This is a genomic window from Pseudomonas sp. GW531-T4, from assembly GCF_017349615.1.
In the GTDB taxonomy this organism is placed as follows: Bacteria; Pseudomonadota; Gammaproteobacteria; order Pseudomonadales; family Pseudomonadaceae; genus Aquipseudomonas; species Aquipseudomonas chlororaphis_I.
This window is the reverse complement of sequence record NZ_JACMZT010000002.1, coordinates 269,425-280,697: the sequence shown is the minus strand read 5'-3', so window position 1 is coordinate 280,697 and position 11,273 is coordinate 269,425. Positions and strand designations below refer to the sequence as shown.

The window sequence follows — 11,273 nt, the reverse complement described above, 5'->3', positions numbered from 1 at the left end:
TTCTGTAGGAGCGAGCGGGCGGCGATCCGGCTTGCCCGCGATCAGGCTATTTCAGGCTGGCCTGCACAGCCGCCACGCCATCCTTGCCGTCGAAGCTGCTGACCCCGGCCAGCCAGCGTTGCAGGTCCTCGGGGTGCTCGCGCAGCCATTGCCGCGCCACGTCCTGGGGCGTCTTGCGTTCCATGATCGGCACCATCAACTGGCTTTCCTGGGCCGCGCTGAAGGTCAGGTTTTCCAGCAGGCGCTGGACGTTGGGGCAGCGCTCGGCGAAGTCCGGCGCGGTGACGGTGGACACGCTGGCCGCGCCTTCGTTGGGGCCGTAGACGTCTTCGCTGCCGGTCAGGTATTCGATCCGCATATTGATGTTCATCGGGTGCGGGGTCCAGCCGACGAAGACCACGAACTCCTTGCGGTTGATCGCCCGTTGCACTGCCGCGAGCATACCGGCCTCGCCGGACTCCACCAGCTTGAAGCCCTTGAGGCCGAAGCGGTCGCTGTCGATCATCGTCTTGAGGGTGGTGTTGGCGCCGCTGCCGGGCTCGATGCCATAGATCTTGCCGCCCAGTTGCTCCTTGAAGCGGGCGATGTCGGCAAAGGTCTTCAGGCCCGCGGCGGCGACATAGTCCGGCACGGCGAGGGTGGCCTGGGCGTCGGCCAGGCTCGGCTTATCCAGGACCTTGACTTGCCCGGCCTCGAGGAACGGCGCGATGTTCTTGTCCATCGCCGGTTTCCAGTAGCCGAGGAAGATGTCCAGGCGCTTGTCGCGGATGCCGGCGAAGATGATCTGCTGCACCGCGCTGGTCTGTTTGCTGTCGTAGCCCAGGCCGGTCAGCAGCACGTCGGCCATGCCGCTGGTGGCGATGACGTCGGTCCAGTTGACCACGCCCATGCGCACGGTCTTGCAGGAAGCGGGCTCGCTGGCCCAGGCATTGGCGCCGAGCAGCAGGGCGCCGCAGAGAAGCGGGAGACAAGGCTTGAACAGGGTTTTCATCACAGGGTCTCGTCCGGCAGGTCGTTATTGTCAAAGGCGGCGTCTTGTTGCGCCGTGGGGGTCTGTACGAAAAGTGGCTGCGCTCGGCCATGCTGCGTTAAAAACAGGCTCGGAATGCTCATTTAGGCCCCTAAACTCCGCTTCCTCGCCTGTTTTTGCCTTGCCTGGCCATCGCTCGCCGACTTTTCGTAAAGACCCCAGCACCACTTTAGGTAACGCAGACCGTTATGAAAGCGCCCTGAGGCGACCGGCTCTTGCACTGGGGCGACTCAGTTCAGGCCCACAGGCTGGCCCAGGCCGAGGCCAGCAGCAACAGCGCCATGCCCTGGTTGAAACGCTGCATGGCCCGCGGCGAGCGCAGCAGCTGGGCGGAGCCGGCACCGAGCAGCGCCCAGGTGCCGAGGCAGGGCAGGGACACCAGGAAAAACACCAGCGACAGGTACAGCACCCGGCCTTGGTGTTCGCTGCCGTTGCCGGCGAACACGCTGGCCACGACCAGGGCCATCATCCAGGTTTTCGGGTTGACCAGTTGCAGGCTGGCGGCGCCGAGCAGGCCCAGGCGTCGGTGTGGGGTATCGGCCTGTGGGTCGAGGGACGGGGCCGGGGCGCGGAAGATCTGCCAGGCCAGGTAGCTCAGCCAGATCACCCCGGCCCAGCGCATGGCACTCGGCAGCCCGGGCACTTCCATCAGCGTGCGGCCGAGGCCGCTGCCCACCAGCATGACGATGCCGGCGGCGGCCACGCAGGCGCCGAGCACGATCGGCAGCGCGGCCTTGAAGCCGTAGCGGGCGCTGTTGCTCAGCACCAGGATATTGGTCGGCCCCGGGGTGATCGAGGCGACGAAGGCGAACAGCAGGAAGGGCAGCAGGGTGGATAGGGAAGACAACATCGCAGGCAGGCTCCAGTGAAGATCGATGAAGGCGATCTTCGCCGGCGCGGGTTCAGGCGTCTGGAAGGTTTGAGCAGCGCTTGCGGTAGGCCGCCGGGGTCAGGCCGTAGGCGCGGACGAACCAGCGGCCCATATGGCTCTGGTCGGCGAACCCCAGGGCCATGGCCACCTCGGCCGGTTGTGCGCCGCGGGCCAGCAGGCGCCGGGCCTTGGCCAGGCGCAATTGCACCAGGTAGGCGTGGGGCGGCAGGCCATAGGCGGCCTTGAAGGCGCGGGTCAGGCGGAAGCGGTCGACGCCACAGACCGCGCCCAATTCGTCCAGGCTGATGTCCTGCTGGGCATGGGCATGCAGGTAGTCGCGGGCCTTGTGCGCCACCAGCGGCAGGCGCGGGTCCTGGTGGTAGCGCTTGCGCCAGTGCAGGTGGCCGGTGAGCTGGTCGAGCAGTTGGTCCATGGCACTCTGGCGAACGATGCGCAGCTCGCCGTGGTGCAGGCTGTGGAAGGCCGTGCTGGTGGCCTGGGCCAGGCGCTGGTCGCTGGCCAGGGTGCTGGCGAAACTCAGCTGGCTGTCGGCCGGCGCCTCTTCGAACAACGCGCTCAGCTCACGCTCCAGCCACTGCGGGTCGAGGTACAGCATGCGGTAGGTGAAGCCGCCTTCGGTGGGCGCGTCGCCGTCGTGGATTTCCCCGGGTTCGAGCAAAAACACCTTGCCCGGGGTGCTGTGAAAACGCTCGCGCCGACAGTGGAATTGCTGCACGCCTTCTTCGGTCACGCCCACCAGGTAGCTGTCATGCCAGTGGGGGTCGTAGGCATGGCCGGTGAAATGGGCGCGCAGGGTCTCGATGCCGGTGTCGGCGTCCTGGGCCAGATCGATCCAGTTGTGCGCGTTCATGGAATATCCGTGACGAGGGTTGGACCGCCAGTTAGCGCCCGCCGGCCGGGGCAGATCTAGAACATTTGTGCGGCATCAGCCGAACAGCCCGGCGGCGATGTTGATGGAAAACCCGAGAATCGCGGTGTTGAACAGAAAACCGATCAGCGACTGGGCCAGGACGATCTTGCGCAATTCGCGGGTGGCGACGCCGACGTCGGAGGTCTGCACCGCCACGCCGATGGTGAAGGAGAAATACAGGAAGTCCCAGTAATTGGGGGTGGTCAGGCCTTCGGCGAAACGCAGGGCCGGTTCCTTGCCGCCCCAGGTGTAGTAGAGGCGGGCGTAGTGCACGCTGAAGATCACCCCGATCAGCAACCAGGAACCCAGCACCGTGAGGCCGGTAAAGGCGTAATGCAGCAGGCGTCGGCCGGTTTCCAGGTCCTTGCTGCCGGCCAGGGAGAAGGTGATGGCGGCGAGGCTGGCGATGGCCGCGATGCACACCATGAACAGCACCAGCCCGGCGTTTTCGTCCTCGACCTCGGCGATGCGTTTCACGTCGTCGGCCCTGGACCGTGCGGTGAGCCAGCACATCAGCGCCAGGTAGCTCCAGACCCCGGCGTTCCAGCCGATGAGAATCTTGCTGATCAAGGTGTCGGCCGGCACCAGGATGCCCGCGGCCAGGCCGATAAAGGCGCCGATAGTCAGGCGAGGGTGGGTACGTACAAGAAGGGACATGACGGCTCGCTGTGGCGGATTTGCCGCAAACCTTAGCATGCCGGCCCTGTAGCCGCAGGGCCGGCGGCACCCTGCGGTCACATAGGTCTTCTGCTGTAGGAGCGAAGCTTGCTCGCGATAAGTCCTCAACAATAACGCGGTGCGTTGAAGACCCGCCACATGACTATTCGGCAGCTCCTGGCGCCGTGACGCCCGCTTGTTTGTCACTGCGGCGCCTGACCAGCTTCATCACCACCACGAAGAACACCGGCACGAACACCACCGCCAGGGTCGCGGTGATCATGCCGCCGATCACCCCGGTACCGATGGCCTGCTGGCTGGCCGAGCTGGCGCCGCTGGCGATGGCCAGGGGCACCACGCCGAGGATGAACGCCAGCGAGGTCATGACGATCGGCCGCAGGCGCAGGCGCGCGGCCTGCACCGTGGCGTCCACCAGGTCGTGGCCTTCGTCGTACAGGCTCTTGGCGAACTCGATGATCAGGATCGCGTTTTTCGCCGACAGGCCGATGATGGTGATCAGCCCGACCTTGAAGAACACGTCGTTGGGCATGCCGCGCAGGGTCACCGCCAGTACCGCGCCGAGTACGCCCAGGGGCACCACCAGCAGCACCGAGGTGGGAATCGACCAGCTCTCGTACAGCGCCGCCAGGCACAGGAACACGATCAGCAGCGACAGCCCCAGGAGCAGCGGCGCCTGGCTGCCGGACAAGCGTTCCTGCAGCGACAGGCCGGTCCATTCCTGGCCCAGGCCGGCCGGCAGCTGGCTGACCAGGCGCTCGATTTCCGCCATGGCCTCGCCGGTGCTGTGGCCCGCGCTCGGCTCGCCGGAAATGCTGATGGCCGGGTAGCCGTTGTAGCGGGTCAGCTGGGTCGGGCCCTGGGTCCAGCGCGCCTGGGCAAAGGCCGACAGCGGCACCATCTTGCCGAGGTTGTTGCGCACATGGATCTTCAGCAGGTCTTCCACCTGGCTGCGTCGATCGCCCTCGGCCTGGACCACCACCCGCTGCATCCGCCCCTGGTTGGGGAAGTCATTGATGTAGCTGGAACCGACCGCGGTGGACAGCACATTGCCGATGTCGGCAAAGGACACGCCCAGGGCATTGGCCTGCTTGCGGTCGACTTCCAGGTGCACCTGCGGCGCCTCGGCCAGGGCGCTTTCGCGCACGTTGACCAGGATCGGGCTCTTTTCCGCGGCGGCCAGCAATTCGGTGCGGGCCTGCATCAACGCGGCATGGCCGATGCCGCCGCGGTCCTGCAGGCGGAACTCGAAGCCGCTGGAGGTGCCCAGGCCGTCCACCGGCGGTGGCAGCACGGCGTAGGAAACCGCGTCCTTGATTTCACTGAAGGCGGCGTTGGCCCGGTCGGCGATGGATTGCGCCGAATCGTCGCTACCACGCTGTGACCAGTCCTTGAGGGTGGTGAAGGTCAATGCGGCGTTCTGCCCGCTGCCGGAGAAGCTGAAGCCGAGAATCACCGTGCTGTCGCCGACCCCCGGTTCGCTGGCGTTGTGCGCCTCGATCTGCTCCACCACCTGGATCGTGCGGTTCTTGCTCGCGCCCGGTGGCAGCTGGATGTCGGTGATGGTGTAGCCCTGGTCTTCCACCGGCAGGAACGAAGAGGGCAGGCGGCTGAACAGCAGCCCCAGGCCCACCAGCAGCACCCCATACACCAGCAGGTAGCGGCCGCAGCGTTTCAGCGCATAGGCGACCCAGCGCTGGTAGCCGTCGCTGAGGTGTTCGAAGCGCCGGTTGAACCAGCCGAAGAAGCCGCCTTTTTCATGGTGCTCGCCCTTGGCGATCGGCTTGAGCAGGGTGGCGCACAGGGCCGGGGTCAGGGTCAGGGCGAGGAAGGCCGAGAACAGGATCGAGGTGGCCATCGACAGCGAGAACTGCTGGTAGATGACGCCCACCGAACCCGGCATGAAGGCCATCGGCAGGAACACCGCCACCAGCACCAGGGTGATGCCGATGATGGCGCCGGTGATCTGCTGCATCGCCTTGCGCGTCGCCTCCCGGGGCGACAGGCCCTCGCTGACCATGATCCGCTCGACGTTCTCTACGACCACAATGGCGTCGTCCACCAGGATGCCGATGGCCAGGACCATGCCGAACATGGTCAGTACGTTGATCGAGAAACCCAGCGCCAGCATGGTGGCGAAGGTGCCCATCAGCGCCACCGGCACCACCAGGGTCGGGATCAGGGTGTAGCGGATGTTCTGCAGGAACAGGAACATCACCGCGAACACCAGCAGCATGGCTTCGCCCAGGGTGTAGATCACCTTGGTGATCGAGACCTTGACGAAGGGCGAGGTGTCGTAGGGGATCTTGTATTCCACGCCGGCCGGGAAGTAGCGCGACAGCTCGTCCATCTTCGCCCGGATCAGGGTCGCGGTGTTCAGGGCGTTGGCCCCCGGCGACAGCTGCACGCCGACCGCGGTGGAAGGCTTGCCGTTGAGGCGGGTGGAGAACTGGTATTCCTGGCTGCCGACTTCCACCCGGGCGACATCGCCGACGCGCACGGTGGAGCCGTCCGGATTGGCCCGCAGGACGATGTCGGCGAACTCTTCCGGGGTCGACAGCTGGCCCTTGACCAGCACCGTGGCGGTGATTTCCTGGCTCGAGCTGCCCGGCAGGTCGCCGATACTGCCGGCCGAGACCTGGGCGTTCTGCGCGACGATCGCCGCGTTGACGTCGGCCGGGGTCAGGTTGAAGCCGATCAGCTTCTGCGGGTCGATCCACACCCGCATGGCGCGCTCGGCGCCGTACAGCTGGGCCTTGCCGACCCCGTCCAGGCGGCGGATCTCGTTCATCACGTTACGCGCCAGGTAGTCGCTGAGCGCGGTGTCGTCGAGCTTGCCGTCGTTGGAGGTGAGGGTGATCAGCAGCAGGAAGCCGGCCGAGACCTTTTCCACCTGCAAGCCTTGCTGGGTCACCGCTTGCGGCAGACGCGGCTCCACCACCTTGAGGCGGTTCTGCACGTCGACCTGGGCCATTTCCGGGTTGGTGCCCGGCTGGAAGGTGGCGGTGATGGTGGCACTGCCCAGGCTGCTCTGGGACGAGAAGTACAGCAGGTGATCGGCGCCGTTGAGCTCTTCCTCGATCAGGCTGACCACGCTTTCGTCCACGGTCTGCGCCGAGGCGCCCGGGTACACGGCGTAGATCTCGATGCTCGGCGGGGCGACGTCGGGGTACTGCGCCACCGGCAACTGCGGGATGGAGAGGGCGCCGGCCAGCAGGATAAACAGGGCGACCACCCAGGCGAACACCGGACGGTCGATAAAGAATTGCGGCATGAGGGTTCCTACCTACTGTCCAGTGGTCTGGGCAAGGGGAAGAGGGCTGTCGTCGATCTGCACCTTTTCGCCCGGACGGGCGTGCTGCAGGCCCTCGACGACGATACGGTCGCCGGCCTGGAGGCCGTTGCTGACGATCCAGCGGTCCTTTTGCGCGGCGCCCAGTTGCACCGGGCGCTGCACCACCCGCTGCTCGGCATCCACCAGCAGCACCTGGGCGATGCCGGCGCTGTCGCGCTGGATGGCGCGCTGCGGCACGCTGATGCCCTGGCGGTTCACCGCCTGCTCCAGGCGCACGCGAATGAAGCTGCCGGGCAGCAGGTCGAGGTCCGGGTTGGGAAACTCGCTGCGCAGGATGATCTGGCCGGTGCTCGGGTCGACGCTGATGTCGGCGAACAGCAGCTTGCCCGGCAGCGGGTAGAGGCTGCCGTCGTCCTGGATCAGCGTGGCCTTGGCCTGGTCCTGGCCGACCTGCTGCAACTGGCCGGCGCGGAAGGCCCGGCGCAGGTCGTTGAGCTCACGGGTCGACTGGGTGAGGTCGGCGTGGATCGGGTCCAGTTGCTGGATCAGCGCCAGCGGCGTGGTTTCGTTCTGGCCCACCAGCGCGCCCTCGGTGACCAGGGCGCGGCCGACGCGCCCGGAGATCGGCGCGGTGACGGTGGCGTAGCCCAGGTTCAGCCGGGCGCGCTGCACGGCGGCCTGGTTGGCCGCCACCTCGGCGGCGGTCTGGCGCGCGTTGGCCCGGGCGTTGTCGTATTCCTGGGCGCTGATCGCCTTGTCTTCGATCAACTGGGCGTAGCGCTGCTCCTGCAGCCGCGCCTGGAAGGCATTGGCCTCGGCCTTGCGCAGGCTGGCCAGGGCGCTGTCGAGGTCGGCCTTGAACGGTGCCGGGTCAATGCGAAACAGTACGTCGCCCTGCTTGACGTCGGTGCCTTCGCGGAAGGTCCGTTGCAGCACCACGCCGGCCACCCGCGCACGGACCTCGGCGATGCGCGGCGCGGCGATGCGCCCGCTCAGTTCGCTGCTGATCGACAGCGGGCGAGTTTCGATGGTTTCGATCCGGACCTTGGCCAACGGCGCCTGTTCCTCGGCGGTGGAGGCCTTGTCACAAGCGCTCAGCGCGGCTGCCAGCAACAACAGGCAGAACGGCGCAAACAGGTTTTTCGACATGCTGATACCCCAATGATGACTGCGGCATGCTAAGGGCAAGCCGCAAGAACCGCTGTGAAGCTGTGTAGGTGCTGTGTGAAAAAGTGTGAAGCGAATGCTCGGGCGCGCGCGAGGTTGTATATCCTTTGTGCCTCGCTGATCGGGCGACGGCTTTCCAGGGAACACTCCAAGGAACGTTGTCGCTGTGTTTTTCTTCACTCAAAGACGCTCATTCCCATGCCCAACATTCTTCTGGTCGAAGACGACCCCGCGCTCTCTGAACTGATCGCCAGTTACCTGGAGCGCAACGGCTATCAGGTCAATGTCATCAGCCGCGGCGACCAGGTGCGTGAACGGGCGCGGGTCAATCCGCCGGACCTGGTGATTCTCGACCTGATGCTGCCGGGCCTGGACGGCCTGCAGGTCTGCCGCCTGCTGCGGGCCGACTCGGCGTCGCTGCCGATCCTGATGCTGACCGCCCGTGATGATAGCCACGATCAGGTGCTGGGTCTGGAAATGGGCGCCGACGATTATGTGACAAAACCGTGCGAGCCGCGCGTGCTGCTGGCGCGGGTACGTACCCTGTTGCGCCGCAGCAGCCTCGGCGAACCGCAGACCGCCAGCGACCGGATCCTCATGGGCAACCTGTGCATCGACCTGTCGGAGCGCACCGTGAGCTGGCGCGATCAATTGGTGGAACTGTCCAGCGGCGAGTACAACCTGCTGGTGGTGCTGGCCCGGCACGCCGGCGAGGTGCTGAGCCGCGACCAGATCCTGCAACGCCTGCGGGGCATCGAGTTCAACGGCACCGACCGCTCGGTGGACGTGGCGATCTCCAAGCTGCGGCGCAAGTTCGACGACCACGCCGGCGAGGCGCGCAAGATCAAGACCGTATGGGGCAAGGGCTACCTGTTCAGCCGTTCCGAATGGGAATGCTGAGTCGATGCTGAGAATCCTGATTCGCCTGTACCTGGTGACCATCGTCTCGTTCAGCGCGGCGATCTACCTGGTCCCGGAGCTGGTGGTGAAGGTCTTCCACGAGCGTTTCATCACCTACAACCTGGACTATTCCCGGGGCCTGCAAAGCCTGATCGTCAAACAGTTTCGCGGCGTACCCTCAGAGCAGTGGCCGGCCCTGGCCGCGGAAATGGACCAGGAGTTCCAGCCGCTGCACATCGTCCTGACCCGCAACGACGATGCCGATTTCACCCTGTACGAGCGCGAACGCCTGCAACGCGGCGAGAACGTGGTGCGGGTCGGCGACTGGGGCTGGCGCACCCTCGCGGTGGCGCCGCTGGACGAGCAGATGGCGGTGCAGATGGTGGTGCCGCCGGACCCGATCGACGTCAGCCTGCTGTACTGGAGCATCAACGTGCTGATCGGCGCGACCATGCTTGCCTGCCTGTTGCTCTGGCTGCGGCCGCACTGGCGCGACCTGGAACGCCTGAAACACGCCGCCGAGCGCTTCGGCAAGGGCCACTTGAGCGAGCGCACGCAGATCCCCTCGAGCTCCAACATCGGCAGCCTGGCCAATGTCTTCGACACCATGGCCGGCGACATCGAAAACCTGCTGAACCAGCAACGCGACCTGCTCAACGCGGTGTCCCATGAGCTGCGCACGCCCTTGACCCGGCTCGACTTCGGCCTGGCCCTGGCGCTCTCCGACGACCTGCCGGCGACCAGCCGCGAACGCCTGCAAGGGCTGGTGGCGCACATTCGCGAGCTCGACGAACTGGTGCTCGAGCTGCTGTCCTACAGCCGGTTGCAGATCCCGGCGCAGTTGCCGGAGCAGGTCGAGGTGTCGCTGGACGAGTTCATCGACAGCATCCTCGGCAGCGTCGACGACGAGCTGGAATCCCCGGACATCGTCATCGATGTGTTGCTGCTCGGCAGCCTGGAGCGTTTCACCCTCGATCCGCGGCTGACCGCCCGGGCGATCCAGAACCTGCTGCGCAACGCCATGCGTTATTGCGAAAAGCGCATCAAGGTCGGGGTGCAGGTCAGCGACAGCGGCTGTGAAATCTGGGTCGACGACGATGGCATCGGCATTCCCGACGATGAGCGTGAGCGGGTGTTCGAGCCTTTCTACCGCCTGGACCGCAGCCGCGATCGCGCCACCGGCGGCTTCGGCCTCGGCCTGGCGATCAGCCGCCGGGCCCTGGAAGCCCAGGGCGGGACCCTGACCGTCGAGGCCTCGCCGCTGGGCGGCGCGCGTTTCCGTCTGTGGCTGCCGACGCCGGCCTGAGCCATACCGGGCATCCCCAGCGACGGGAAGGCCCGGCAGTCGGCGTTATGGAAGAGGCTGCATCAGCACAGCGCGGTCGGCTGTAGCTCGCTGGCCTTGATCAGGTTCACGCCTGCCGCGCGCATCTGCCGGGTGGCCTTGTCCAGCGAGCCGTCCATGTCGATGGCCCGGCAGGCGTCGACGATCACGAAGGTATTGAAGCCCGCCGCCCGCGCATCCAGCGCCGACCAGGCCACGCAGTAGTCCAGGGCCAGCCCCACCAGATACACCGTGTCGATGCCGCGCTGGCTCAGGTAGCCGGCCAGGCCGGTCGTGGTGCTGCGGTCCGCCTCGACGAAGGCCGAGTAACTGTCGATATCCGGATTGCAACCCTTGCGCAGGATCAGCTGGGCATGGGGCAGGTTGAGTTTCGGGTGCAGTTCGGCGCCACGGCTGGCCTGCACGCAATGGTCCGGCCAGAGCACCTGCGGGCCATAGGGCAGCTGGATGATGTCGTTCGGCGCGTGGCCTTCGTGGCTGGAGGCGAACGAGATATGCCCGGCCGGGTGCCAGTCCTGGGCGATCACCACCTGCTTGAAGTGGCCGCCCAGGCGATTGATCAAGGGCACGATCTGGTCGCCCCCCGGCACCGCCAGCGCGCCGCCGGGGATGAAGTCGTTCTGTACGTCGATGACCAGCAGCGCCTTGCGTGAGCGACGGCTGCTGGAGGTTTTGGTCGTAGGCATGTGCAAGCTCCCTGGGGTTGAACGATCAGTCCATTCTCCGAGAGCATAGCGCGCCCGGTCCATGGCACCGCTCCGCCGGTCAGGGCGTGGGCGCTGCCTGACGTCAGGTCCGGTTGCCAGCCACAATGGCCGCTTCGTCGCGGCCCTGTTGGGCCAGGCGATTGGTGTAGTCGCCGCGCTCGGCGTCCGGCAATCGGGTGGTGCGCTGGCTGACGCAGCGCTGGTTCCTGCTGTCCCAGACCTGGCCGTCCGGGCAATTGGGGGCGGCCGCCAGCACGCTCGCCAGCAGGCTGCCGGCGAGCAGCAGCGGGGCGCCGAAGACGAGGGGAGGGAGGTTCATCGCGCAGTCTCCATTCGGATAGCGGTCCCCCCA

General features: G+C 66.3%; 10 protein-coding genes. 2 read left to right on the top strand and 8 right to left on the bottom strand.

The genetic code is table 11. From position 1 onward, the window contains the following. Positions 1-46: 46 nt before the first annotated feature. The 6 genes from J4D28_RS02865 to J4D28_RS02840 form a co-directional block, all read right to left on the bottom strand. Positions 47-991: a choline ABC transporter substrate-binding protein gene (locus J4D28_RS02865; RefSeq protein WP_009049290.1), complete on the bottom strand. Its 945-nt coding sequence runs from the start codon at positions 989-991 to the stop codon at positions 47-49. 274 nt (positions 992-1,265) lie between these two features. Next, complete coding sequence (locus J4D28_RS02860; RefSeq protein WP_016704147.1) at positions 1,266-1,880, bottom strand: LysE family translocator; 615 nt, start codon at positions 1,878-1,880, stop codon at positions 1,266-1,268. Positions 1,881-1,932: 52 nt separating this feature from the next. Then, the gene (locus J4D28_RS02855; RefSeq protein WP_009049288.1) at positions 1,933-2,772 is read right to left on the bottom strand and encodes an AraC family transcriptional regulator; all 840 of its coding nucleotides are present in this window, start codon (positions 2,770-2,772) and stop codon (positions 1,933-1,935) included. A gap of 75 nt (positions 2,773-2,847) precedes the next feature. Continuing rightward, the gene (locus J4D28_RS02850) at positions 2,848-3,489 is read right to left on the bottom strand and encodes a DUF1345 domain-containing protein (protein WP_009049287.1); all 642 of its coding nucleotides are present in this window, start codon (positions 3,487-3,489) and stop codon (positions 2,848-2,850) included. A gap of 163 nt (positions 3,490-3,652) precedes the next feature. Beyond that, positions 3,653-6,781: an efflux RND transporter permease subunit gene (locus J4D28_RS02845; RefSeq protein ID WP_009049286.1), complete on the bottom strand. Its 3,129-nt coding sequence runs from the start codon at positions 6,779-6,781 to the stop codon at positions 3,653-3,655. A 12-nt stretch (positions 6,782-6,793) separates the two neighbouring features. Further along, a complete protein-coding gene (locus J4D28_RS02840) occupies positions 6,794-7,951 on the bottom strand; it encodes an efflux RND transporter periplasmic adaptor subunit (RefSeq protein WP_103330639.1) in 1,158 nt (385 codons plus the stop codon). 216 nt (positions 7,952-8,167) lie between these two features. Here J4D28_RS02840 and J4D28_RS02835 point away from each other — a divergent pair, with 216 nt between their 5' ends. Beyond that, on the top strand, positions 8,168-8,869 hold the full coding sequence (locus J4D28_RS02835) for a response regulator transcription factor (protein WP_007926528.1): 702 nt from the start codon (positions 8,168-8,170) through the stop codon (positions 8,867-8,869). 4 nt (positions 8,870-8,873) lie between these two features. Then, positions 8,874-10,175, top strand: a complete 1,302-nt coding sequence (locus J4D28_RS02830) for an ATP-binding protein (RefSeq protein WP_009049284.1) — start codon at positions 8,874-8,876, stop codon at positions 10,173-10,175. Positions 10,176-10,237: 62 nt separating this feature from the next. Here J4D28_RS02830 and pncA read toward each other — a convergent pair whose 3' ends face one another. Together pncA and J4D28_RS02820 are read right to left on the bottom strand one after the other, a co-directional pair. Then, positions 10,238-10,900, bottom strand: coding sequence for a bifunctional nicotinamidase/pyrazinamidase (gene pncA, locus J4D28_RS02825; RefSeq protein ID WP_016704153.1), 663 nt, complete (start codon positions 10,898-10,900; stop codon positions 10,238-10,240). 103 nt (positions 10,901-11,003) lie between these two features. After that, positions 11,004-11,240, bottom strand: a complete 237-nt coding sequence (locus tag J4D28_RS02820; RefSeq protein ID WP_041983473.1) for a hypothetical protein — start codon at positions 11,238-11,240, stop codon at positions 11,004-11,006. Positions 11,241-11,273 lie beyond the last annotated feature (33 nt).

What these genes read in the sequence shown, in the direction of transcription:
- J4D28_RS02845 (WP_009049286.1), bottom strand. Translation starts at nt 6,781, where the DNA reads ATGCCGCAATTCTTTATCGACCGTCCGGTGTTCGCCTGGGTGGTCGCC.
- J4D28_RS02835 (WP_007926528.1), top strand. Translation starts at nt 8,168, where the DNA reads ATGCCCAACATTCTTCTGGTCGAAGACGACCCCGCGCTCTCTGAACTG.
- J4D28_RS02855 (WP_009049288.1), bottom strand. Translation starts at nt 2,772, where the DNA reads ATGAACGCGCACAACTGGATCGATCTGGCCCAGGACGCCGACACCGGC.
- J4D28_RS02860 (WP_016704147.1), bottom strand. Translation starts at nt 1,880, where the DNA reads ATGTTGTCTTCCCTATCCACCCTGCTGCCCTTCCTGCTGTTCGCCTTC.
- J4D28_RS02865 (WP_009049290.1), bottom strand. Translation starts at nt 991, where the DNA reads ATGAAAACCCTGTTCAAGCCTTGTCTCCCGCTTCTCTGCGGCGCCCTG.
- J4D28_RS02850 (WP_009049287.1), bottom strand. Translation starts at nt 3,489, where the DNA reads ATGTCCCTTCTTGTACGTACCCACCCTCGCCTGACTATCGGCGCCTTT.
- J4D28_RS02840 (WP_103330639.1), bottom strand. Translation starts at nt 7,951, where the DNA reads ATGTCGAAAAACCTGTTTGCGCCGTTCTGCCTGTTGTTGCTGGCAGCC.
- pncA (WP_016704153.1), bottom strand. Translation starts at nt 10,900, where the DNA reads ATGCCTACGACCAAAACCTCCAGCAGCCGTCGCTCACGCAAGGCGCTG.
- J4D28_RS02830 (WP_009049284.1), top strand. Translation starts at nt 8,874, where the DNA reads ATGCTGAGAATCCTGATTCGCCTGTACCTGGTGACCATCGTCTCGTTC.
- J4D28_RS02820 (WP_041983473.1), bottom strand. Translation starts at nt 11,240, where the DNA reads ATGAACCTCCCTCCCCTCGTCTTCGGCGCCCCGCTGCTGCTCGCCGGC.